Genomic DNA, 23700 nt, shown 5'->3' on the forward strand with positions numbered 1-23700 from the left:
GTCTTTCTCCAAGGAAAGATATGGCTGAGATAGCGGACATGCCAAGGGTAATCAGATAGAATTTCGTATCGCGGGCGCGTCCGTCGTTTCACATTGCCGACTCAGGGCCGCATCCAGCTCATACTTTTCTTCTTTGCCCCGCGCGGGCAGGATGCTTCATGCTCAGTCAACAAGAACTCGCGGAACAGGAACGCGTCAAGGCACTGCACGCTCTCGGCGTTCTCGATACGCCCCAGGAAGATCGCTTCGACCGCTTCACGCGGCTGGCTTCGGCCGCCTTCGACACGCCGATCGCCCTGGTGTCGCTGGTCGATTGCGAGCGCCAGTGGTTCAAGTCGTGCATCGGCGTCGACTTCAAGGAAACCTCGCGTTCGCTCGCCTTTTGCAGCCATGCGGTCGCGCTCGACGACATGCTGGTGGTCGACGACACCCATCTGGACGACCGCTTCCGCGAGCACCCGCTGGTGCTGGGCGCACCCTTCATCCGCTTCTACGCTGGCCAGCCGATCTACAGCCTGGACGGGCAACCGCTGGGCACCCTGTGCGTCCTCGACGTTCGCCCGCGCCAGCTCGACGAGCTTGGGCGGCGCATGCTGCGCGACCTGGCGCGCATGGTCCAGGACGAATTGAACCGTCCGGTGATCGTGGCGGCGCGCGATGCCGCCCAGCAGGCGCTGCTGGAACTGAACGTGCGCCTCGAGCAGCGCGTGCAGGAGCGCACCGCCGAGCTGCACGCCAAGAACGTCGCGCTCGATCAGGAAGCGGCCCGCCGCATCGCGTTTCAAGAGCAGCTGCGCCAGAAGCAGGAGCTGCTCGACGCCGTGCTCGAGACGGTCGACATGGCGGTGGCCGCCTGCGATGCCGAGGGCAATCTGACCCTGTTCAACCAGGCCGCGCGCGAGTTCCACGGCGTGGACGCCGCCGCCATCCCCATGGCCGAGTGGCCTTCGTATTACAGCCTGTACGCCGAGGACGGCCTGACCCCGATGACGCTCGAGATGGTGCCGCTGGCGCGGGCGCTGGGCGGCGAGCAGGTGCAGGACGTGCCGATGACCATCGTGGCCGCCGGCGCCGCGCCGCGGCGCGTGCTGGCCAGCGGCCGCGCGCTCAAGTGCGCCAGCGGCAAACCGCTGGGCGCGGTGGTGGCGATCAAGGACGTGACCGAGCTGTCCGACTCGCGCGCGCGTGCGATCGAGAGCCAGGAATGGCTGCGCACCATCGCCGACAACGTGCCGGCGCTGATCGCCTACATCGACACGCGCCAGCGCTATCGCTTCGCCAACGACCGCTACCGCGAATGGTTCGGCGTGCGCAGCGAGAACATGGTCGGCAAGACCGTGCTCGAGGCGATGGGCGAGGCTTTCTACACGCCGCGCCGCGAAGCGATCGAGCGCTGCCTGAAAGGCCACGGCTCGCACATCGAGATCGAGGAAGAGCGCCGCGGCCGCAAGCGCGTGATCAGCTCGACCTATCTGCCGCACCTGCGCGACGGCGTGGTGCAGGGCGTGTACGTGCTGTCGCTGGATGCGACCTCGGCGCGCGAATACGAGCGCCAACTGCACGCGCTGGCCCATTCCGACCACCTGACCGGCCTGCCCAACCGGCGCGACTACGAAGAGCGCCTGACCCAGGCGATCGGCCGTTCGCGCCGCAGCGGCATGGCGCTGGCCCTGGTCTACCTCGACGTCGACAACTTCAAGCAGATCAACGACAGCCTCGGCCACGCGGTCGGCGACGTCGTGCTGCGCATGGTGGCGCAGCGCCTGACCGCGGCGGTGCGCAGTACCGACACCGTGGCGCGCCTGGCGGGCGACGAGTTCGTGATCGTGCTCGAGCACGTCGGCTCGCCGCTCGAGTGCGAGCGCATCGCCGCCAAGCTGCTCGACGCGGTGCGTCCGGAGATGGGAGTCGACGGCCAGACCTTGAAGGTCACCACCAGCATGGGCATCGCATGGTGCCCGCGCGCCGAGCAGGCGTCGCTGACCCACGCCGCCGACGACGCGCTCTACCAGTCCAAGCGCGCCGGCCGCGACACCGCGACCGTGGTGGCGCTGCGCGCGTCCTGATCCAACCCTGAGCCGGACGCAAACGCCCGGCGCCAGGCCGGGCTAGTCCGCAGCCCGAGCTGGCCCGGACCGTGCCTTTGGCGTGTCTGGCTTGTCTCAGCCGTGCTGGCGTTGCGGCTGCTGCGGCGCGGTTGCGGCGGTCGCCGCCTGCTTGTCGTGTTCCTGCCTGGCTTGCGCGTCGTGCGCCACCTGGTTCTTGCGGGTCTGCTGGATCAGGGTCTCGTCGCGCGCGGCGTGGGCGAACGAAGCGCTCAGGGAAAGGGTGACGACTGCGGCGAGCAGGGCGGCAAGGCGATACGATTTCATGACGGTCCTTCGTAAGCGGGGACGCGCGGATGGCGCGTTCCGTTAGGGAAGCCGGCCGCTGGGCTGTTGGCCGCGGCCGGCCATTACGGTTCAGAAATGAATAATAGCATCCATCGCGAACATGGTCTGGGTGCGCTGGCCGGCGCCCGGTGTCGCGCTCGGGTTGTCGTAGGCGTCGACGTCGCGCGCATGCTCCCAGCGGATTTCCGGACGGAGCGTGATGGCCTTGCCGATCCAGTGCTGCCAGCCCAGGCCGACTTCGTAGTAGCGCGTCTTGAAGCCGGTGCGCTGGCCGGTCGTGTCGTCCAGGATGTCGGTGCGCAGCGTGACGTCGTCGCGCGGGCCGAACTGGTAGCCGATGTAGTTCACGAAGGCCCACTCGCGCGACTGGCAGGTCGGACCGGCATCCGGGCCGCACTGGGCGCCCGAAGGCGCGCCATAGGTCAGGTTGCCGTAGCGCGCGCTCAGCAGGGCCTGGCCGGCCGGGTCGTTGACGTTGGGCGTGCCGTCCTGCGTCATGCGGTAGGCCTCGGTCGACATGTGCAGCTTGTCGTTGAACTTGTGATACCAGCTGATCACCTTGTGCTGCAGGTTGTTCCAGCCGAACTTGCCGTTGTTGCCCAGGACCGGATGGGCGCCGTTCAGGCAGGCGTAGATGTGGTCGTCGGCGCTGTCGGTGGTGTAGGCGACGCACGCCGCCGGCGTGGCCCGGCGCTCGTCCTTTTCCCAGTAGGCGATGTCGTTGCCGATCGAAAGCTCGCCCTGCACGGTCCAGTTGCGGCTCAGCTTGATCGTCGCGACCACGCCTTCCTTGGTGTAGGGGTCGACCGTGTACAGCAGCGAGTGGGTGAAGGTGTAGTTGTTCGGGGCCAGCTGGGCCTCGATGTCCGGGATCGAGATGTAGCGCCCGGCGCGCACGTTCATGCCTTCTGCGACGAACGGGGTGTACCACTCGGCGTACATCATCACCGGGTCGAAGCCGTAGCGGCGGCCGTGTTTCGTGTACTGGTCGCTCAGCAGGCCTTTCGAGAAGGTGTACTTGTAGTCGCTGCCGTACAGGCCGGCGATGCGAAAGCCCCAGTCGTTGTGGTCCTTCTGCACCACGTCCGGCGTGCGTTCGACGTACAGCGCGACCTGGTCGAGCTGGACCTGGTTCGGCTCGTAGCCGTAGGCGGCCGGGTAGTTGCCGCCGGTGCCGGTGGCGAAGTTGAAGCGCGAGTGCGAGGTGCTGACGTTGAAGCTGGGGTTGATCCAGCCGTACACCGTCACGCGCGATTCCTTCCAGGCCTTGCCGTGCGGGCCGCAGTACAGGCTGTCCATCAGGGCGCCATAGTACTGGTTGTCGTAGCCGATGGTCTCGGTGCCGCCGATCGGCCAGGTCGAGAACGGATACGGCGGGCTCGACAGCGGCGGCGCCTGCAGGTCTTTGCGGTAGCTCGGATCGGCGTCCGGGGCTGGGGCCGGGTCGCCGTTCCATTTCAAATAGTCGCCGTAGGTGTCGACGAAGCGCTCGCCCAAGCCTTTCGCGGCCGAGCCGGGTGCGCAGCCGTCGGCCGGGCCCGAGTCCGCCGCGGCGGCGCTGCCGCAGCTGAGCGACGAGGCGAAAGCGAGGGCGAGGGCAATGGCGATCTTGTTCTGGTGTTGCATGACTATCCTTGAGGGTTGGCAGGGCTTCAAGGATAGGGATTCGCCGGTATAGATTGCCTAAAAACTCGGTGGCCGGAAGTAAACGCCGTATATACGCGCCGGCGCTTCAGACGGGCACCGCCAGCCGGTAGCCGACGCCGGTTTCGGTGATCAGGTACTTCGGCTGGGCCGGGTCGGCTTCCAGCTTGCGGCGCAGGTGGCCCATGTAGATGCGCAGGTAGTGCGGGCTGTTGGCCGACTGCTGTCCCCACACCTCGCGCAGCAGCTGCGGGTTGCTGACCACGCGCCCGGCGTTGCGCGCCAGGACCGCCAGCAGCTTGTATTCGGTCGGCGCCAGGCGCACGCCGCAGCCGTCGCGCGTGACCGCGTGCGCCTGCAGATCGATCGCGACGCTGCCGAAGCGCACCACGCTGCCGTTGCCCTGGGCGCTTGACCCGAGCTGCTGGCGGCGCCGCGCCGAGCGCGCGCGCGCCAGCAGCTCGGCCAAGCCGAACGGCTTGGTCAGGTAGTCGTCGGCGCCGGCGTCGAGCGCGCGCACCTTTTCCGATTCCAGCGTGCGCGCCGACAGCACGATGATCGCCGTGCGCGACCACTGGCGCAGGTCGGCGATGAAGGCGACGCCATCGCCGTCCGGCAGGCCGAGGTCGAGCACCACCAGGTCGGGTTGGCGCGTGCCGGCCGCGATCAGGCCGTGGCGGCAGTTGCCGGCTTCGATCACGCGCCAGCCTTCTTCCTCGAGCGCCTCGCGCACGAAGCGGCGGATCTGGGGTTCGTCTTCCAGCGCGAGTGGTTGTTCATTCATGGGTGTCCTCCAGCGTTGAATCCGGGTCCAGGTCGGACAGTTCGGGTAACTCGGGTAGCTGAGGCGGCTCGCCGCGCGGCAAAGCGATCACGATGCGCGCGCCGCCGCTGCCGTCGTCGGCGCGCTCGGCATGGATGGCGCCGCCGTGCGCCTCGACGATCGCGCGGCAGATCGCCAGTCCCAGGCCCATGCCGGGCGTGTTCGATTCCTGCTGGCCGCGCGCGAATTTTTCGAACAGCGCTTCTTCGCGCCCGGGCGGCAGGCCGGGACCGTCGTCGCTCACGCGCAGCTCGATCCTGTCCCCGCGCACGCGCGCGTCGATCGTCAGCGTCGATCCGGGCGGCGTGTACTTGGCGGCGTTCTCGAAAAGGTTGCACAGCACCCGTTCGAACAGCGGCGCGTCGAACTGCACCAGCGGCAGGTCTTCCGGCAGGTCGGTGCGCACGTAGTGCCGCGCCAGCACGGCGCCGCACACGCGCAGCGCGCTGCCGACCGCTTCTTCGATCGATTGCCACTCCAGGTGCAGGTGCACGCCGCCGCTCTGGATGCGCGCCATGTCGAGCAGGTTGGCCACCAGTGCGCTCATGCGCAGCGCTTCCTGCCTGAGCGTGGCGGCCACCTGCAGCTGGTTGGCGGGCAGCGGCGGTTTCGAGTTGGCCAGCGACTCCGACAGGCCGACCAGCAGCGTCAGCGGCGTGCGCAGGTCGTGCCCGAGCGCGGCCAGCAGCGAATTGCGCAGGCGTTCGGATTCCATGTCGACCAGCGCGCCCTGCGCGACCTCGATGTAGTGCACGCGTTCCAGGGCGATCGCGGTGACGGTGGCGAAGGTGTCGAGCTGCTGGCGCTGCTCCGGGCCGAGGAAGCGCGCGCCCGGGTCCGGGGCCAGGGCCAGCACGCCGCGCGTGCGCATCGGCGCCACCAGCGGCAGGTAGAACAGGCGGCTGGCGGGCAGGGTATCGGTGCCGAAGCCGGCCGGCTGGGCGTGATCGAATGTCCACTGCGCGGTGCCGGGTTCGATGCAGGCCGGCGCTTCGTCGGCTGTATCCACAGGCGCCTGCAGCCGGCCTTCCAGGTCGGGCAGCAGCAGCGTCGCGCGCGCGCGAAACGCCTGCGCGACGAACTCGCGCGTGGCTTCCAGCACCTGCTCGGGCTGCAGTGCGCCGGACAGGCGGCTGGCGAATTCGTACAGCGCGCGCCAGCGGTTCTCGCGCTGGCGCGCGACCCGCACTTGGAAGCGCAGCAAGGAGGTCAGGTGGCCGGTGATCAGGCCCACCGCCAGCATCACGCCGAAGGTCACCAGGTATTGGAAGTCCGAGACGGCAAACGAAAAGCGCGGCGGCACGAACACGAAGTCGAGGGTCGCCACGCTGACGCAGGTCGCCAGCACCGACGGCCCGCGTCCGAGCGTGTAGGCGACCAGCAGCACCACCAGCATGAACAGCATGGCGATGTTGGGCAGGTCGAGCCAGCGCTCCATCTGCCAGCCGAGCAGGCCAGCGCCCAGGCTGGCCGCGGCGCCGAGGGCGTAGGCGAACCAGCGCGCGCGCGCATCGTCCGTCAGGCCGGCGCCGTTCGACGCGGCCATCCGCGCGCGCTCGCCGTGGCGCAGCGGCCGCGTCGCCGGCACTTCGACCAGGTCGATCTCGGGCGCCAGTTCGGTCAGGCGGCGCGCCAGCGGGGCACGCCAGCGCAGGTGCGCGCGCAGCTGCCCGAGCGCGCGCGCGGGCGGACTCGGGCGGCCCAGCACCAGGCGCGACAGGTTGTGCTCCCCGGCGTAGCGCGCCAGTTCGTCGGCGACTTCGCTGCCGGGCAGCACCGCGGTGCTGGCGCCGAGCTTTTCGGCCAGCTTGAGCGCATCCAGGATATCGGCCCGGCGCCCAGCCGCCAGCTGCTGCAGGCGCGGCGTCTCGACGTGCACCGCATGCCAGCGCACGCCCAGTTGCCCGGCCAGGCGCGCGGCGCTGCGCACCACCTGCTCGGCGCCCGGATCGGGGCCGACGCAGGCCAGCAGCGCGGCGCCGGTCTTCCACACGGCGTCGATCGACTGCTCGACGCGCCAGGCGCGCATGTCACCCTCGATGCGTTCGGCGGTGCGGCGCAAGGCCAGTTCGCGCAGCGCGATCAGGTTCCCCTTTCGAAAAAAATGCTGGGCCGCGCGCTCGGCCTGGGCGCCCTGGTAGACCCGCCCGGACGTCAAGCGCGCCAGCAGTTCGTCGGCGGGGATGTCGACCATCACGATCTCGTCGGCGCGGTCGAACACGGTGTCGGGCACGGTCTCGGCCACGCGCACGCCGGTGATGGCGCCGACCACGTCGTTCAGGCTTTCCAGGTGCTGCACGTTGACGGTCGTGTAGACGTCGATGCCCGCCGCCAGCAATTCTTCCACGTCCTGCCAGCGCTTGCGGTGGCGCGAGCCGGGCGCATTGGTGTGCGCCAGTTCGTCCACCAGCACCAGCGACGCGCCACCGGCCAGCGCGGCGTCGATGTCGAATTCGGGCAGCGTCTTGCCACGGTAGGCGACCTGCCTGGGGGCCAGCTGCGGCAAGCCGTCGAGCAGGGCGGCGGTTTCCAACCGGCCGTGGGTCTCGATCACGCCGGCCAGCACCGAGTGGCCGCTAGCATGCAGCGTGCGCGCCGCGCCCAGCATCGCGTAGGTCTTGCCGACCCCCGCCGAGGCGCCGAAGTAGATGCGCAGGGCGCCGCGCGCGGCGCGCCGTTCCTGCTCGGCGACGCGCGCCAGCAGGACATCGGGATTGGGGCGGGCGGGATCGGAGCGGGCGGGATCGGGGCGGTTGCGGTCGGTCGGCATGGGTGAATGATAAACGCTCAGCGGCGCGGCCAGGCCTGGTCGAGCGCCAGGTTCAGCGCGAGCACGTTGACGTGGGGCGCGCCGAGGATGGCCGGCGCCGGCGTCTCGACGTGGCGGCGCACCAGCGCTTCCACCTGCGCGCGCGCGGCCCCGCGCGCCTGCGCGACGCGACCGGCCTGGTACAGCGCGGCGGCCGGGCTGATGTCCGGATCGAGCCCGCTGGCCGAGGCCGTGACCAGGTCGACTGGCACCGGCGCATGGTTGTCCGGATCGGCCTGGCGCAGCGCGGCGATGCGGCCCTTGACCGCGTCCAGCAGGGCCGGGTTGGTCGGGCCCTGGTTCGAGCCGGACGAGCCGGCCGCATTGTAGGGCATCGGGCTGGTGGCCGACGGACGGCCCCAGAAATAGCCGGGCGCGCTGAACGGCTGGCCGATCAGGCGCGAGCCGCGCAGGTGGCCGTCCTGCACGATCAGGTCGCCGTCGGCCTGGCGCGCGAACACGCCCTTGGCGATGCCGGTGACCAGCAGTGGGTACGCGCCGCCGCACAGGACGGTCAACACCAGCAGCAGCGTCAGCGCCGGGCGGATGGGGGATGTGGTTTTCAAGCGGTTCTCCAGTCAAGCGAAATGCAGCGCGGCCAGGGCCATGTCGATCAGCTTGATGCCGATGAATGGCAGGATGATACCTCCGACGCCGTACAGCAGCAGGTTCCGGCGCAGCAGCGCGGCGGCGCCGATCGCGCGGTAGCGCACGCCCTTCAAGGCCAGCGGAATCAGGAAGACGATGATCAAGGCGTTGAAGATCACCGCCGACAGGATCGCCGAATCCGGGCTGGCCAGCCGCATGACGTTCAAGGCGTCCAGCTGCGGATAGGTCGCCACGAAGGCCGCCGGGATGATCGCGAAGTACTTGGCGATGTCGTTGGCGATCGAGAAGGTGGTCAGCGAGCCGCGCGTCATCAGCATCTGCTTGCCGATCTCGACGATCTCGAGCAGCTTGGTCGGGTTCGAATCCAGGTCGACCATGTTGCCGGCTTCCTTGGCCGCCTGGGTGCCGCTGTTCATCGCCACCGCGACGTCGGCCTGGGCCAGCGCCGGCGCGTCGTTGGTGCCGTCGCCGGTCATCGCGACCAGGCGGCCGTCGCCCTGGTGGTCGCGGATCAGTTTGAGCTTGTCCTCGGGCGTGGCTTCGGCCAGGAAGTCGTCGACCCCGGCTTCGGCGGCGATCGCCGCGGCCGTGAGCCGGTTGTCGCCGGTGATCATCACGGTCTTGATGCCCATGCGGCGCAGTTCGGCGAAGCGCTCCTTGATGCCGCCCTTGACGATGTCCTTCAGCTCGACCACGCCCATGGTGCGGCCGCCGTCCACCACCACCAGCGGCGTGCTGCCGCGGCGCGCGACCGCGTCGACGCTGTCGGCCACGCCCTGCGGGTAGTCGTAGCCCAGGCCCAGCACGTACTTGCGCATGGTGTCGGCCGCGCCCTTGCGCACCGGCCGCTCGTCCAGGTCGACGCCGCTCATGCGGGTCTGGGCCGTGAACGGCACGAACTCGGCGCGCAAGCCGGCCAGCTCGACGGCGCGCAGGTTGAACTTCTGCTTGGCCAGCGCGACGATGCTGCGGCCTTCCGGCGTCTCGTCGGCGAGCGACGCGAGTTGCGCCGCTTCGGCCAGCTCGCGCTCGCCCACGCCGGGGGCCGGCAGGAAGGCGGCGGCCTGGCGGTTGCCCAGCGTGATGGTGCCGGTCTTGTCGAGCAGGAGCACGTCGACGTCGCCGGCGGCTTCGACCGCGCGGCCCGAGGTGGCGATCACGTTCGCCTGCATCATGCGGCTCATGCCGGCCACGCCGATCGCCGACAGCAGGCCGCCGATGGTGGTCGGGATCAGGCATACCAGCAGCGCCACCAGCGCCGTGATGGTGATCGGCGAACTGGCCACGCCGGCGGCCCTGGCGGCGGCGACCGAATATAGCGAGAACGGCAGCAGCGTGACCGTCACCACCAGGAACACGATCGTCAAGGCCACCAGCAGGATGGTCAAGGCGATCTCGTTCGGGGTCTTCTGGCGGCGCGCGCCTTCGACCATCGCGATCATGCGGTCGATGAAGGCTTCGCCGGGATTGACGGCCACCTTCAGCACCAGCCAGTCGGACAGCACGCGGGTGCCGCCGGTGACGGCCGAAAAGTCGCCGCCGGATTCGCGGATCACGGGCGCCGATTCGCCGGTGATGGCCGACTCGTCGACCGAGGCCACGCCCTGGATCACCTCGGCGTCGGCCGGGATGATGTCGCCGGCTTCGACCAGCACGAACATGCCCTTGCGCAGGTCGGCGGCTGGGCAGGGCAGCCAGGTGGTGCCGTACTGCGGCGAGGCCAGCTTCTTGGCGCTGACGGTCTGCTTGAGGGCGCGCAGCGTGGCCGCCTGGGCCTTGCTGCGGCCTTCGGCCAGGCTCTCGGCGAAGTTCGCGAACAGCACCGTGAACCACAGCCACAGGCTGATGGCAAACACGAAGCCGGGCGCCGCGTCGGCATGATGCGCGCCGTGGCCGCCGCCGTTGCGCAATACGGCGTCCAGCCACAGCAGCGTGGTGATGATCGAGCCGATGTAGACGACGAACATCACCGGGCTGCGCCATTGCTGGCGCGGGTGGAGCTTGCGGAATGCGTCGATCACGGCCGGACCGGCCAGCTTGGGATCGAACAGGGTTACGTTGGGTTGCGACATGCGATGCCTCTTATTATCAGTGCGCAGCGAACAGTTGCAGGTGCTCGGCGACCGGGCCCAGGGCCAGCGCCGGAACGTAGTTCAGCACGCCGACCAGCAGCACGGTGCCGATCAGCAGGCCGACGAACAGCGGGCCGTGGGTCGGCATGGTGCCGCCCGTGACGGCCAGGCGCGGCTTGGCGGCCAGCGACCCGGCCAGCGCCAGCACCGGCACGATGATGGCGAAGCGGCCGAACCACATGGCCAGCGCCAGCAGCACGTTGTAGAACGGGGTATTGGCGCTCAGGCCGGCGAAGGCGCTGCCGTTGTTGTTGCCGGCGGAGGCAAAGGCGTACAGGATCTCCGAGAAACCGTGCGCGCCGGGGTTGGCCAGGCCGGCCAGCCCGGCGTCGCTGACCACGGCGACGGCGGTCCCGGCCAGCACCAGGATCGGCGTGACCAGGATCGAGATCGAGACCATCTTCATGTCGAAGGACTGGATCTTCTTGCCCAGGTATTCCGGGGTACGGCCGATCATCAGGCCGGCGATGAACACGCCCAGCAGCGCGAACACCAGCATGCCGTACAGGCCCGAGCCGACGCCGCCGAACACGACTTCGCCGAACATCATCAGCGCCATCGGCACCAGGCCGCCCAGCGGGCTCAAGCTGTCGTGCATGGCGTCGACCGCGCCGCACGAGGCGGCCGTGGTGACGGCGGCGAACAGGCTCGAGGCGGCGATGCCGAAGCGGGTCTCCTTGCCTTCCATGTTGCCGCCGGCCTGCAAGTGGCTGGCGGCCTGGTCGACGCCAAGGGCGGCCAGGCCCGGATGCGCCGCGGTCTCGGCCGCCATCGCCAGCAGCGCCATGGCGACGAACATGATCGCCATCGCGGCGTAGACCGCCCAGCCCTGGCGCGCGTCGCCGACCATGCGGCCGAAGGCGAAGCACAGGCCGGCCGGGATCAGGAAGATCGCGACCATCTGCGCGAAGTTGACCAGCGCGGTCGGGTTTTCGTAGGGGTGGGCCGAGTTGGCGTTGAAGAAGCCGCCGCCGTTCGTGCCCAGCATCTTGATCGCTTCCTGCGAGGCGACCGGACCCATGGCGATGCTTTGCGTGGTGGCGGTCAGGTTTTCCACGACCGGCTGGCCCTGCGCATCCTTCAAGGGCTGGCCGTCGGGCCCGTTCGTCGGCTGGCTGTAGGCGAGCGGCTCGACCAGCCGCGCCTCCTGGTAAGGCGAGAAGTTCTGGATCACGCCCTGGCTGACGAAGAACACGCCAAGCACCAGCGACAGCGGCAGCAGCACATACACGGTCGAGCGCACCAGGTCGGCCCAGAAGTTGCCGACCGTGCTGCTTGCACGCGCCGCCAGGCCGCGGATCAGCGCGTACACGACGGCGATGCCGGTCGCGGCCGAGAAGAAATTCTGGCCGGCCAGCGCCACCATCTGGGTGAAGTAACTCATGGTCTGCTCGCCGCTGTAGCCTTGCCAGTTGGTGTTGGAGACGAAGCTGAGCGCGGTGTTGAACGCCGAATCGGGCGACACGGCGCCCAGGTGCTGCGGATTGAGCGGCAGCCAGGCTTGGAGGCGCTGGACCGCGTAGACCAGCAGCGCGCCCAGGCCGTTGAACACGATCAGCGCCAGGGCATAGGCCTTCCAGCCCATGCCCTGGGCCGGGTCGATGCCGGCCGCGCGGTAGCACAGGCGCTCCAGCGGCGCCAGCCAGCGCATGCCGGGCACGGGGCCGCCATCGCCGACCGCGGCCAGCAGGCACCCGAGCGGCCAGGCCAGCGCCAGCAGCACGGCCATGAAAACGGCCAGCAGGAGGATCGCATCGATGTTCATTTACAGGTTCTCCGCATTCAGCAAGGCGACGACGAGGTAGAACAGCACGGCGGCCGCGGCCATGCCGACGGCCCAGTACACGAGATTCATTGCTTGCCTCCCAGCTTGGCGCAGGCGGCGACCATGCCGCACAGGATGGCGCTCAAGAGCAGCGTCGCGCCGATATAGATGATGTCCATGGCTGTCTTTCAGGATCGGTTATCGATCCGGCCAGCTTAGGCAAGGGAAAGGAAAAGGGGCGTAAACAAGAAGCTCGGCGGTATATATGCGGCGTAAAAGCGAAAAATATGAAAAAATGCAACTGCGTTGTCGATGGGCAACTAAATTGACGGATATGATGAAGAAAGAGATTCCATACGGCAATTAATGCGGTAGAATTGGGGTGCGTACAGGTTGTTATGCATAAAATAATGACGAAATTGAAGGTGCGAGCCGGATGGAGATCCTCAAAACCGATGTTGCCAAGCGCAAGCTGACTCGCCTGGACCGGCAGCGCCGCCCTGTGGTGCTGCGCCTGGTCGTGTTCATGGTGTGCTTTTGCCTGCTGATCGTCGGGCTGCAGTCGTGGAATCTGTGGCAGTCGCGCCAGGCCGAGCTGGATGAAACGGCGGTCAGCACCACCAACATGGCGCGTGCGCTGGCGGCCCAGGCCGAATCGGCGTTCAAGGTCGGCGACGCGGTGCTGGACGAGATCGTCGAGCGGGTCGAGCACGACGGCAGCACCGGCGCCGCCGGCGAGCGCATCCACTACCGCATGGCGGACATCGTGCGCACCACGCCCGGCGTCCACGGCGTGCTGGTGTTCGGATCGAAAGGCGATTGGCGCATCACGTGGATGCCGCCGACCGACGAATCGCGCGCGACCAACAATACGGACCGCGAATACTTCCGCTGGCATGCGGCGCACACCGAGCGCGCCACCCGCATCGGCAAGCCGATCATCAGCCGTTCGCTCGGCAAGTGGGTCATCCCGCTCACGCGCCGCATCGACAACCCGGACGGCAGCTTCGGCGGCGTCGCGCTGGTCATCCAGGACCTCGACTTCTTCGGCAAGTTCTACGACAGTTTCGACGTCGGCCAGTCCGGCACCATCCTGCTGGCCGGCGACGACGGGACGCTGTACTACCGCCGCCCATTCAACCCGGGCCTGATCGGCACCGACGTGTCCAACGGCCCGGTGCTGACCATGGCACGCGAATCAGGCCGGTTCGGCACGCGCATGATGCGCGCCAACCTGGACGGCGTGACGCGCCTGTACAGCTACCGTCACCTGGAAGGCTTCCCGCTGGTGGTGGCGAGCGCGATGGCGCGCGACGAGATCCTGGCCGACTGGCGCCGCCAGGCCGTGATCACCAGCACCCTCGGTATGCTCGCGGTGCTGCTGCTGGCCTGGGCCGGCTTTCGCATGGTGCGCCAGATCCGCGTGCGCGACCAGCTCGAACGCCAGCTGCGCGCCGCCGGCGAATCGCTGCAGCGCCACAACACCAGCCTGCAAAGCCTGGCCGACAGCGACGGCCTGACCGGCCTGGCCAACCGCCGCCTGTTCGAGGCCAGCCTCACGCGCGAGTACGAGCGCGCGCGCCGCAGCGGCACGGCGTTCTCGGTGATCCTGGCCGACGTCGACCACTTCAAGAAATTCAACGACCGCTACGGCCACGTCGCCGGCGACGATTGCCTGCGCCGCGTCGCGGCCGCGGTCGGATCGGGGCCACGCCGGCCGCCCGACCTGGCCGCGCGCTACGGCGGCGAGGAGTTCGCGATCATCCTGCCCGACACCGACCTGGCCGGCGCCATCGCGGTGGCCGAGAAGATCCGCCAGGGCGTGGCCGGGCTCGACATCGAGCACGCCGACAGCACCTTCGGCCACGTCAGCGCCAGCCTGGGCGTGTTTAGCGGACGGCCGATCGGCGCCGCCCATAACGACCCGATGGCCTGGATCGAAGCCGCCGACCAGCAGCTGTACGAAGCCAAGGCGGCCGGCCGCAACCGCATCGCGGCGCACGTCGGCGATTAAGCTGGCGAATGCGCGGCTCCGGCTCAGTCGCCGGGCTGGAAGCAGGCCATGCTGGTCGGCTGGGTCATCAGCAGCTCGCGGAACGCCGCGGCCGGCATCGGCTTGCCGATCAGGTAGCCCTGCAGCATGTCGCAGCCGGTCGAGGCGATCGCCACGCGCTGGCCCTCGGTCTCGATGCCTTCGCAGATCACCGCCAGCTTGAGCGACTTGGCGAAGGCGATCACGCCGTTGACGATGTCCAGGCAGCGCTGGTCCTGCTCGATCTCGGTGACGAAGGAGCGGTCGATCTTGATCGCCGTGACCGGGAACTGGCGCAGGTAGGACAGGTTCGAGTAGCCGGTGCCGAAGTCGTCGAGCGCGATCTCGAAGCCGTCTTCCTTCAGGCGGCGCAGTACAGCGCCGGCCTTTTCCGCATCCTGCAGCAGCATGCTCTCGGTGACCTCGAGCTTGATGCAGGCGGTGTCGATGCCGTAGCGCTTGATCAGGCCGGCCAGCATGCAGGGCAGGCCGTCGTCGCCGAGCTGGCGCGCCGAGACGTTCACGGCCATCGACAGCTTGTGGCCCGACAGCTCCCACTCGCGCGTCTGGCGCGAGGCTTCCTCGCAGACCCAGGCGCCGACCGCGGAAATCGCCGGCGAATCTTCCAGCATGGACAGGAAGGCGCCCGGACTGAGCACGCCCAGGCGCGGGTGGATCCAGCGCAGCAGCGCCTCGGCCCCGACCACGGCGCCGTCGGCGGCGCTGACCTGCGGCTGGTAGTAGAGCTCGAACTGGCCGCGGTCGAGCGCCGAGAACACTTCCTGGCGCAGCAGCAGGCGCTGCTTGACCAGGTCGCGCGCCTGCGGGGCGAACAGCACGCTGGTGTGGCGGCCGTTGGCCTTGGCCTCGTACATCGCAGTGTCGGCGTCGTTGAGCAGCTCGTCGGGCGACTCGACTTCGCCGTCGCCGATCGCGATGCCGATGCTGGCGCCGATCGTGACCAGGTGGCCGTCGACCTGGATCGGCTCGGCCAGGCGCTGCAGCACGCCCGGCGCCAGGGCGAGGGCGGCCTCGGCGTCGCCGTCCTCGAGCACGAACACGAACTCGTCGCCGCTGATGCGCGCCACCATGGTGCCGGGGCTGGTGAACGCCGCCAGGCGGCGGCCGATCTCCTGCAGCGCCAGGTCGCCGGCCTGGTGGCCGTGGGCGTCGTTGACTTCCTTGAAGTGGTCGAGGTCGACGAACAGCACCGCGACCTTGTTGCCATGCGCGCGCGCGCGGGTGAGCGCAGCCTGGAGCGCGCGCAGGCAGCTCAGGCGGTTGTGCAGGCCGGTCAGGCTGTCGTGCGTGGCCAGGTGGACCAGGCGCGCCTCGGACTCCTTGCGTGCGCTGACGTCGACGAAGAACACGGTCAGGCCGTCGGGCGAGGGATAGGCGCGTCCTTCGATCCAGAGGCCGAGCGGTTCATAATAGCTTTCGCAGCTGGCGAATTCATGGTTGGCCATCGCGCGATGGTAGGTCTGGTGGAACGGACCGTCGACGGCATCGGGGAACAGCTTCCATACGTTCCGGTCGATCACCTCGCCGGGCTGGCGTCCGAGCCAGGATGCGCCTTTCGAGTTGATGTAGGTGACGCGCCAGTCGTGGTCGACCGAGAAGCAGCCGTCCGAGACGCTCTCGAGGACGTCGCTCAGGCGCGCGTGCGCCTGCTGCGACGCCTGCTGGGCGTCGACCATGGCGCTAATGTCCTCGATGAAGGCGGCGTAGTTGCAGATCGTGCCGTCGCCGTCCGGCATCGGGAAGATGTGCATGCGCGACCAGAACGGCGTGCCGTCCTTGCGGTAGTTGCGCAGCGTGCCGATGAACGGGCGCTGCTCGGCCAGGCAGCGCCGCATCTCGTCCAGGATCGGCTGGTCGCGGTCGCCCCCCTGGAGGAAGCGGCAGTTGCGGCCCAGGACGTCGTCGAGCGAAAAACCGGTCAGCGCTACGAACGCCGGGTTGGCGTAGATGGCGGGATTGTCCGGCGCGCTGGCGTCGGTGATGATGATGGCCGAGCAGCTCGCATTGATCAGCCGCTTGAAGAAGACGGTCGGCTTTTCCTCGAGGTTGACGAGGGTGAGTATGTCGGATTCGGACGATTCGCTGGGCATGACCGGGGCTCCCTGTGAGCGGATGGCTTCAGTGTAGACAACTTGACCACATCGCGGAGCACGGCAGGCGGCGTCAACCCCCGCCCAGCGCCGCCATGCGCGCCAGCAGCAGCGCGCGGTCGACGTCGATCTGGTCGCCGTTGGTGCGGCTCGAGAGCGCCGCCTTGTCCTTGCGGCCGAGGAAGTACGCGACGCGCTCGGCGTTGGCGCCGGACGGATGCGGCAGGCCGTGCAGGATGCGGCGCCCGTCGATGACGCCGCGCCCGGCCAGCCAGTGCAGCGCCAGCGCGACCTTGGGACCCATCGGCACGAATACCGCGTCTTTCAACAGCGCCGCCTCCGGCGCGAAGTAGTCGAGCATCTGCTGCTGCAGCACCGGCGTGGTCAGCATGTTGGGCGAGGCGCCGTTGTAGTTCTTGCCGTCGACGAAAATCGGCTGGCGCAGCACCCCGGTCACGTGCATCAGGTGCGCGTGTTCGTGGAACAGGCTGGCGCAGCTGTCGATGCCGAGCCAGCGCTGCAGGCCGACGTGGTCGAGCAGGGCGACGAGGTTGGGCCGGATCGCGCCGCTGAAGGCGCCGGTGTACTTGGCGGCGCGCAGTACGTCCGCATCCGGGGCGCCGGCGCGCAGCAGGCGCTGGGCCTCGCGCACCGCGTTCTTCCACTGCACGAAGCCGGGCGAGATGCCGGCCAGGACGACGCGCGCGGCCGGGTTCAGGTAGTCGAACGGGATGTAGTGGGCGCTGATGGCGCCGGCGCGCGCCAGCAGCCACGCGGGCGGGATCTGGACGGGGGCGGCGATGGCGTCGAGGTCGGCGGCGAGCACCAGCTCGCGGAAATCGGCGAAGGAAGCGGGCATCCGTTCATTCTGCCATGCCTGGATCTTTCAGCGGGTTTGCCACGGTAGCGAACGAGGTCGGCGCGCGCGCCATGCTAGGATCGAGCCAACCACGTCATGACAAAAAAAGGAAACGACCACGTGCACACCGAGATCACGCAGGCCCCGTTCGGCACCTTGCCCGACGGCCGGCAAGTCACCCAATACACCCTCGCCAACGCCGCCGGCATGCAAGTCAAGGTACTCGACTTCGGCGGCATCATCAACGAGATCCACGTACCCGACCGCGAGGGCCGCATGGCCGACGTCGCGCTCGGCTTCGACCGCCTGGAGCCCTACCTGGCCGACAGTCCGTATTTCGGCGCCCTGATCGGCCGCTACGGCAACCGCATCGCCAAGGGGCGCTTCACGCTGGACGGCAAGCAGTACGTCCTGGCCACCAACAACGGCGCCAATCACCTCCACGGCGGCAACCAGGGCTTCGACAAGGTGCTGTGGACGGCCTCCCGTGGCGATGACGGCCTGACCCTGCGCTACCGCAGCCCGGACGGCGAGGAAGGCTACCCCGGCAACCTGGACGCCACCGTGGTCTACAGCCTGAATGACGACAACGAGATCGTGGTGCGCTTCGAAGCCGTGTCCGACCAGCCGACCCCGGTCAACCTGACCCAGCACAGCTACTTCAACCTGCGCGGCGCGGGCGCGAGCGACGTGCTCGGGCACGAGATGCGGATCGACGCCGACGCCTACGTCCCGATCGACGCCGGCTCGATCCCGCTCGGGCCGCTGGCGCCGGTCGCGGGCACGCCGTTCGACTTCCGCCAGCCGCGCCCGATCGGTTCGCAGATCGGCGTCGACGACGACCAGCTGCGCAACGGCGGCGGCTACGACCACTGCTACGTGCTGAATCGTCCGCTTGACGACGGCCAGGGCGACGCGCGCGCGCTGGTGCGTGCGCTGCGCGTGCGCGAGCCGCAGTCGGGCCGCGTGCTGGAACTGCTGACCCAGGAGCCGGGCGTGCAGTTCTACAGCGGGAACTTCCTCGACGGCTCGCTGCAGGGCAAGGGCCACACCTATGCCTACCGCGGCGGCTTCGCGATCGAGCCGCAGCATTTCCCGGATTCGCCGAACCGGCCCGAGTACCCGGGCACGATCCTGCGCCCCGGCCAGGTGTACCGCACCGAGTCGCGCTTCCGCTTTTCGGTCGACTGACCAGTCGATTGCGCGCCGCATCATCGATACCGGAATCGATATCGATGATGCATTAAATGTGATTGGAAAGTCATCCCTGCGCCCCGTAGACTCCCTCCATTGCTGAGGCTATGGAGGGACGCGTGTCCGACACCGAGAACAAACCGAAACTGCGCTCCGCCGCATGGTTCGGCACCCAGGACAAGAACGGCTTCATGTACCGGAGCTGGATGAAGAACCAGGGTATCCCCGATCACGAATTCCAGGGCAAGCCGGTCATCGGCATCTGCAACACCTGGTCCGAGCTGACCCCCTGCAACGCCCATTTCCGCAAACTGGCCGAGCACGTCAGGCGCGGCATCATCGAGGCCGGCGGCTTCCCGGTCGAGTTCCCGGTGTTCTCGAACGGCGAGTCGAACCTGCGCCCGACCGCGATGCTGACCCGGAACCTGGCCAGCATGGACGTCGAAGAATCCATCCGCGGCAACCCGATCGACGGCGTGGTGCTGCTGGTCGGCTGCGACAAGACCACGCCGGCGCTGCTGATGGGCGCGGCCAGCGTCGACGTGCCGGCCATCGTCGTCACCGGCGGGCCGATGCTCAACGGTAAACTGAACGGCAAGGACATCGGCTCGGGCACCGCGGTGTGGAAGCTGCACGAGCAGTTCAAGGGCGGCCAGATCACGATGCACGAGTTCCTGGCGGCGGAATCCGGCCACTCGCGCTCGGCCGGCACCTGCAACACGATGGGCACGGCCTCCACCATGGCGTGCATGGCCGAAGCGCTGGGCGTCTCGCTGCCGCACAACGCGGCGATCCCCGCGGTCGACGCGCGCCGCTACGTGCTGGCGCACATGTCGGGCATCCGCATCGTCGAGATGGTCAATGAGGACCTGCGCCTGTCGAAACTGCTCAAGCGCGAGAACTTCGAGAACGCGATCCGCGTGAACGCGGCGATCGGCGGCTCGACCAATGCCGTGATCCACCTGAAGGCGATCGCCGGCCGCGTCGGCGTGCCGCTCGAACTCGAGGACTGGACCCGCATCGGCAAGGGCACCCCGACCATCGTCGACCTGCTGCCTTCGGGGCGCTGGCTGATGGAAGAGTTTTATTATGCCGGCGGCCTGCCGGCCGTGATCCGCCGCCTGGGCGAGGGCGGCCTGCTGCCGCACCCGGATGCGCTCACCGCCAACGGCCAGACCCTGTGGCAGAACTGCGAAGCGGCGCCGATCTACGACGACGAGGTGGTGCGCAAGCTCGACACGCCGCTGGTCGAGGACGGCGGCATCTGCATCTTGCGCGGCAACCTGGCGCCGCGCGGCGCCGTGCTGAAACCGTCGGCCGCCTCCAAGCACCTGATGAAGCACCGCGGCCGCGCCGTCGTGTTCGAAGACTTCGACCACTACAAGGCGCGCATCGACGACCCCGACCTGGACGTCGACGAGAACTCGGTGCTGGTGATGAAGAACTGCGGCCCCAAGGGCTATCCCGGCATGGCGGAAGTGGGCAACATGGGTCTTCCCCCGAAGCTGCTGGCCAAGGGCGTGACCGACATGGTGCGCATCTCGGACGCGCGCATGAGCGGCACGGCGTACGGCACCGTGGTGCTGCACGTGGCGCCGGAAGCGATGGACGGCGGGCCGCTCGGCATCGTGCGTGACGGCGACATGATCGAGCTCGATTGCGCAGAAGGGCGCCTGCACCTGGACCTGTCCGACGACGAGATCCGCGCACGCCTGGCCGACCGTGCCGAGAGCTTCAAGGCGCCGGTGGCCAGCGGCTACCAGGGCCTGTACCTGGAGCGCGTGCTGCAGGCCGACGAAGGCTGCGACTTCGACTTCCTGGTCGGCTGCCGCGGATCGGCGGTGCCGAAGCACTCGCACTGAGCGCGGCGTACAGTAGAACGAAGGAGACACTCATCATGCTGCTGATCCAATACCTGAACGATGATGGCGAACGCCGCGTCGGCATCCTCGACGGCGATGCCGTTGCGCCGCTGGCCGGCTACGCATCGACGCTCGAGCTGGCGCGCGTCGCCGTCAGACAAGGCAAGGGCATCGCTGCGCTGGCCGAGGCGGCGGCCGGCGCCGACAAGGCGTCGTACGAGGCGCTTGCAAGCGCCGGCCGCGTGCTGCCTCCGCTCGACCATCCCGATCCGGCCCATTGCCATGTGACCGGCACCGGCCTGACCCACCTGGGCAGCGCCGACGCGCGCGACGCCATGCACCGCAAGATCGCCGGCGACGTCGAGACGCTGTCGGACAGCATGAAGATGTTCCGCCTCGGCGTCGAAGGCGGCAAGCCGGCAGGCGAGAGGCCGGGCGTGCAGCCCGAATGGTTCTACAAGGGCGACGGCGACAGCGTGCGCGCCAGCGGCCAGGCGCTCGAGATGCCGGCATTCGCGCTGGACGGCGGCGAGGAGCCGGAGATCGCCGGCCTGTACCTGATCGGCGAGGACGGCCAGCCCTGGCGCCTCGGTTTCGCGCTGGGCAACGAGTTCTCCGACCACGTCACCGAGCGCCAGAACTACCTGTACCTGGCCCACTCCAAGCTGCGCCAGTGCGGCGTCGGCCCGGCGTTGCTGGTGGGCGAACTGCCCGAGCACGTCGAGGGCGTCTCGCGCGTCGTCAGGCAGGATGGCACGGTGCGCTGGCAAAAACCGTTCGTCTCGGGCGAGCGCAACATGTCGCACTCGATCGCCAACCTCGAATACCACCACTTCAAGTACGGCCTGTTCCAGCGTCCCGGCGACGTCCACATCCACTTCTTCGGCACCGCCACGCTGAGCTTCGCCGACGAGATCCGCGTCGAACCGGGCGAGATCTTCGAGATCGAGGCGCCGGTATTCGGACCGCCGCTGCGCAATCCGCTGGCCAGCGTGCCGTCGAATTTCACCACGGTGAAGACGCTATGAAGGCCAGCTACGCCAGCCTGCACGGCAAGCGCGTGTTCGTGACCGGCGGGGGCAGCGGGATCGGCGAAGCCATCGTCGAAGCCTTCGTGGCGCAGGGCGCGATCGTGGCCTTCGTCGACATCCTGGAGGAGGCCAGCGAAGCGCTGGTCGTGCGCCTGCGCGAGACCTACGCGCAGGCGGACCGGCGCCTGCGCGCGCCCGAGTTCCGCCACTGCGACATCACCGACATCCCGGCGCTGCAGCAGACCATGGCGGAGCTGGCCACGCTGCTCGGCGACTTCGACGTCATCGTCAACAACGCCGCCAACGATGCGCGCCACCGCATCGGCGAAGTCACGGTCGACTATTGGGACGAGCGCATCGCGATCAACCAGCGCCCGATGTTCTTCACCGTGCAGGCCGCACTGGAGGGCATGCGCCGCCGCGGCGGCGGCTCGGTGATCAACTTCAGCTCGATGTCCTTCCACGCCAAGAACCCGAACTACCCGGTGTACGCGACCACCAAGGCATCCGTGATCGGCCTGACGCGCTGCCTGGCGCGCGACCTCGGCCCCTTCAACATCCGCGTCAACACCGTTACGCCGGGCTGGGTGATGACCCAGCGCCAGGTCGACCTCTGGCTCGACGAGGCCGGCGAAGCCGAGATCCGTCGTTCGCAGTGCCTGCCCGGCAAGCTGATGCCCGAGCACGTGGCGGCGATGGTGCTGTTCCTGGCCGCCGACGACAGCAAGATGTGCACCGGCCAGGACTTCGTGGTCGACGCCGGGTGGACTTGATGCGGCACCGGACCAGACCTCAGCCGTGATATCGTGCTGGCTATACAAAAACAAGGAGACCCCATGACAGCATCCGCACCACGCACCCGTACCCGTCTCGCCGCACTGGCCGTCCTGGCCGCGTTCCCGGCCCTGGCGGCCTACGCCCAGGTCGGCCTGACGGTCGACGCCAGCCACCCCGGCGCGACCATCGACAAGGACGTCTACGGCCAGTTCGCCGAGCACCTCGGCAGCGGCATCTACGGCGGCCTGTGGGTCGGCCCGGAATCGAAGATCCCGAACGTGCGCGGCTGGCGCAAGGACGTGGTCGGCGCATTGAAGGACCTTCACGTGCCGCTGGTGCGCTGGCCGGGCGGCTGCTTCGCCGACGAGTACCACTGGCGCGACGGCATCGGCGCGCGCGACAAGCGCCCGGTCAAGGTCAACACCAACTGGGGCGGGGTCCCGGAAAACAATGCGGTCGGCACCCACGAATACTTCGACCTGATCGAGCAGCTCGGCGCCGACGCCTACGTCAACGGCAACCTCGGCACCGGCAGCCCGCAGGAGATGAGCGAGTGGCTCGAGTACATGACGTCGGAGGGCAAGTCGACCCTGGCCCAGCTGCGCGCCAAGAACGGCCACCCGGCGCCGTTCAAGGTGGCGTACTTCGCGATCGGTAACGAGTCTTGGGGCTGCGGGGGCAACATGCGCCCGCAGTACTACACCGACCTGTACCGCCACTACGAAACCTTCCTGAAGGCGCCGCAGCAATGGCGTCCGAAGATGATCGCCAGCGGCGGCACCGGCGAGGACATCACCTGGACCGACACCCTGAGCCGCGACCTCAAGGGCAAGACCGACGCGATCAGCTTCCACTACTACACGCTGCCGACCGGTAAATGGGACGTGAAGGGCGCCGCCACCGGCTTCGACGAGGCGCAGTGGGCCTCGACCCTGGCCGGCACCATGCGCATGGAGGACTTCATCACCTCGCACGTCGCGGTGCTCGAGCGCACCGACCCCGAGAAGAAGATCGGCTTTTTCGTCGACGAATGGGGCACCTGGTACGACGTCGAGAAGGGCACCAACCCGGGCTTCCTGTACCAGCAGAACACGCTGCGCGACGCCGTGGTCGCCGCGCTCAACTTCAACATCTTCCACGCCCACGCCGACCGCGTCCGCATGACCAACATCGCGCAGATGGTCAATGTGCTGCAGGCGATGATCCTGACCGACCAGGACAAGATGGTGCTGACGCCGACCTACTGGGCCTACAAGATGTACGTGCCGTTCCAGGGCGCCGCCTCGCTGCCGGTCCAGCTCTCGAACAACACCCTGTACGGTACCGCCGGCAAGACCATCCCCGGCATCAGCGCCTCGGCCGCGCGCGCCAAGGACGGCAAGGTCTACGTCGCGCTGGTGAACACCAATCCGCGCGAGGCGACCGACGTGGTGCTGAACGTCGCCGGCTCGAACGTGTCCTCGGTGCGCGGGCAGGTCTTGAGCGCTGACGCGATGGATGCGCACAACAGCTTCCAGCAGCCGCAGGCGGTCAAGCCGGTCGATTTCAGCGCCAGTGCTTCAGCCGGGAAGCTGACGGTGAAGGTGCCGGCGAAGGGCGTGATGGTGCTGGCGGTCCAAGGTTGATCGATGGGGCGCCGGCCGCGCGGCCGGCGCTGCG

At 68.5% G+C, this 23700-nt stretch carries 16 protein-coding genes; 7 read left to right on the forward strand and 9 right to left on the reverse strand.

Annotated features, from left to right (window positions below; all coding sequences use genetic code 11):
• Window positions 1-158 precede the first annotated feature (158 nt).
• Complete coding sequence (locus FA90_RS24685) at window positions 159-2066, forward strand: diguanylate cyclase domain-containing protein (RefSeq protein WP_051971283.1); 1908 nt, start codon at window positions 159-161, stop codon at window positions 2064-2066.
• Between the two features lie 96 nt (window positions 2067-2162).
• Here FA90_RS24685 and FA90_RS00480 read toward each other — a convergent pair whose 3' ends face one another.
• The 7 genes from FA90_RS00480 to kdpA all read right to left on the reverse strand — a co-directional run bounded on the left by FA90_RS00480 (window position 2163) and on the right by kdpA (window position 12175).
• Window positions 2163-2372: a hypothetical protein gene (locus tag FA90_RS00480; RefSeq protein WP_036164705.1), complete on the reverse strand. Its 210-nt coding sequence runs from the start codon at window positions 2370-2372 to the stop codon at window positions 2163-2165.
• A 90-nt stretch (window positions 2373-2462) separates the two neighbouring features.
• A complete protein-coding gene (locus FA90_RS00485) occupies window positions 2463-4019 on the reverse strand; it encodes an outer membrane beta-barrel protein (RefSeq protein WP_051971284.1) in 1557 nt (518 codons plus the stop codon).
• A gap of 106 nt (window positions 4020-4125) precedes the next feature.
• Window positions 4126-4821 carry a response regulator gene (locus FA90_RS00490; protein WP_036164708.1) on the reverse strand — a complete coding sequence of 232 codons (696 nt, stop codon included), beginning with the start codon at window positions 4819-4821 and terminating at the stop codon, window positions 4126-4128.
• Window positions 4814-7630 (reverse strand): DUF4118 domain-containing protein, encoded by a 2817-nt coding sequence (locus FA90_RS00495; protein ID WP_051971285.1) that lies wholly within the window; start codon window positions 7628-7630, stop codon window positions 4814-4816. The genes FA90_RS00490 and FA90_RS00495 overlap by 8 nt, the downstream gene beginning before the upstream one ends.
• A 17-nt stretch (window positions 7631-7647) precedes the next feature.
• Window positions 7648-8235, reverse strand: coding sequence for a potassium-transporting ATPase subunit KdpC (gene kdpC / locus FA90_RS00500; protein WP_197065215.1), 588 nt, complete (start codon window positions 8233-8235; stop codon window positions 7648-7650).
• 12 nt (window positions 8236-8247) lie between these two features.
• A complete protein-coding gene (kdpB, locus tag FA90_RS00505; protein ID WP_036164713.1) occupies window positions 8248-10350 on the reverse strand; it encodes a potassium-transporting ATPase subunit KdpB in 2103 nt (700 codons plus the stop codon).
• Between the two features lie 16 nt (window positions 10351-10366).
• Window positions 10367-12175: a potassium-transporting ATPase subunit KdpA gene (gene kdpA / locus FA90_RS00510; RefSeq protein WP_036164717.1), complete on the reverse strand. Its 1809-nt coding sequence runs from the start codon at window positions 12173-12175 to the stop codon at window positions 10367-10369.
• A gap of 436 nt (window positions 12176-12611) precedes the next feature.
• Here kdpA and FA90_RS00515 point away from each other — a divergent pair, with 436 nt between their 5' ends.
• Window positions 12612-14189: a GGDEF domain-containing protein gene (locus FA90_RS00515; protein ID WP_051971286.1), complete on the forward strand. Its 1578-nt coding sequence runs from the start codon at window positions 12612-12614 to the stop codon at window positions 14187-14189.
• A gap of 23 nt (window positions 14190-14212) precedes the next feature.
• On the opposite strand, the gene FA90_RS00520 is transcribed toward FA90_RS00515, so the two are convergent.
• On the reverse strand, window positions 14213-16318 hold the full coding sequence (locus FA90_RS00520) for an EAL domain-containing protein (protein ID WP_051971287.1): 2106 nt from the start codon (window positions 16316-16318) through the stop codon (window positions 14213-14215).
• A gap of 73 nt (window positions 16319-16391) precedes the next feature.
• Entirely contained in the window at window positions 16392-17177 is a 786-nt protein-coding gene (locus FA90_RS00525) for a hypothetical protein (RefSeq protein WP_036164719.1), read from the reverse strand.
• 96 nt (window positions 17178-17273) lie between these two features.
• Between FA90_RS00525 and FA90_RS00530 the strand changes: the two genes are divergently transcribed.
• The 5 genes from FA90_RS00530 to FA90_RS00550 all read left to right on the forward strand — a co-directional run bounded on the left by FA90_RS00530 (window position 17274) and on the right by FA90_RS00550 (window position 23666).
• Window positions 17274-18368 carry an aldose epimerase family protein gene (locus tag FA90_RS00530; protein ID WP_051971288.1) on the forward strand — a complete coding sequence of 365 codons (1095 nt, stop codon included), beginning with the start codon at window positions 17274-17276 and terminating at the stop codon, window positions 18366-18368.
• A gap of 110 nt (window positions 18369-18478) precedes the next feature.
• Entirely contained in the window at window positions 18479-20233 is a 1755-nt protein-coding gene (locus FA90_RS00535) for an IlvD/Edd family dehydratase (RefSeq protein WP_373994578.1), read from the forward strand.
• A 35-nt stretch (window positions 20234-20268) separates the two neighbouring features.
• A complete protein-coding gene (gene araD1 / locus FA90_RS00540; protein WP_036164722.1) occupies window positions 20269-21261 on the forward strand; it encodes an AraD1 family protein in 993 nt (330 codons plus the stop codon).
• Window positions 21258-22037: an SDR family NAD(P)-dependent oxidoreductase gene (locus FA90_RS00545; RefSeq protein ID WP_036164726.1), complete on the forward strand. Its 780-nt coding sequence runs from the start codon at window positions 21258-21260 to the stop codon at window positions 22035-22037. The genes araD1 and FA90_RS00545 overlap by 4 nt, the downstream gene beginning before the upstream one ends.
• Window positions 22038-22100: 63 nt before the next feature.
• Window positions 22101-23666, forward strand: a complete 1566-nt coding sequence (locus FA90_RS00550; protein ID WP_036164728.1) for an alpha-N-arabinofuranosidase — start codon at window positions 22101-22103, stop codon at window positions 23664-23666.
• Window positions 23667-23700: the final 34 nt, after the last annotated feature.

Source organism: Massilia sp. 9096 (genome assembly GCF_000745265.1).
Lineage (GTDB): Bacteria > Pseudomonadota > Gammaproteobacteria > Burkholderiales > Burkholderiaceae_D > Telluria.

Excerpts from the sequence above, each read along its gene's own strand:
- FA90_RS24685 (WP_051971283.1), top strand. The coding sequence starts at position 159 with ATGCTCAGTCAACAAGAACTCGCGGAACAGGAACGCGTCAAGGCACTG.
- FA90_RS00480 (WP_036164705.1), bottom strand. The coding sequence starts at position 2,372 with ATGAAATCGTATCGCCTTGCCGCCCTGCTCGCCGCAGTCGTCACCCTT.
- FA90_RS00485 (WP_051971284.1), bottom strand. The coding sequence starts at position 4,019 with ATGCAACACCAGAACAAGATCGCCATTGCCCTCGCCCTCGCTTTCGCC.
- FA90_RS00490 (WP_036164708.1), bottom strand. The coding sequence starts at position 4,821 with ATGAATGAACAACCACTCGCGCTGGAAGACGAACCCCAGATCCGCCGC.
- FA90_RS00495 (WP_051971285.1), bottom strand. The coding sequence starts at position 7,630 with ATGCCGACCGACCGCAACCGCCCCGATCCCGCCCGCTCCGATCCCGCC.
- kdpB (WP_036164713.1), bottom strand. The coding sequence starts at position 10,350 with ATGTCGCAACCCAACGTAACCCTGTTCGATCCCAAGCTGGCCGGTCCG.
- kdpA (WP_036164717.1), bottom strand. The coding sequence starts at position 12,175 with ATGAACATCGATGCGATCCTCCTGCTGGCCGTTTTCATGGCCGTGCTG.
- FA90_RS00515 (WP_051971286.1), top strand. The coding sequence starts at position 12,612 with ATGGAGATCCTCAAAACCGATGTTGCCAAGCGCAAGCTGACTCGCCTG.
- FA90_RS00520 (WP_051971287.1), bottom strand. The coding sequence starts at position 16,318 with ATGCCCAGCGAATCGTCCGAATCCGACATACTCACCCTCGTCAACCTC.
- FA90_RS00525 (WP_036164719.1), bottom strand. The coding sequence starts at position 17,177 with ATGCCCGCTTCCTTCGCCGATTTCCGCGAGCTGGTGCTCGCCGCCGAC.
- FA90_RS00530 (WP_051971288.1), top strand. The coding sequence starts at position 17,274 with ATGACAAAAAAAGGAAACGACCACGTGCACACCGAGATCACGCAGGCC.
- FA90_RS00535 (WP_373994578.1), top strand. The coding sequence starts at position 18,479 with ATGGAGGGACGCGTGTCCGACACCGAGAACAAACCGAAACTGCGCTCC.
- araD1 (WP_036164722.1), top strand. The coding sequence starts at position 20,269 with ATGCTGCTGATCCAATACCTGAACGATGATGGCGAACGCCGCGTCGGC.
- FA90_RS00545 (WP_036164726.1), top strand. The coding sequence starts at position 21,258 with ATGAAGGCCAGCTACGCCAGCCTGCACGGCAAGCGCGTGTTCGTGACC.
- FA90_RS00550 (WP_036164728.1), top strand. The coding sequence starts at position 22,101 with ATGACAGCATCCGCACCACGCACCCGTACCCGTCTCGCCGCACTGGCC.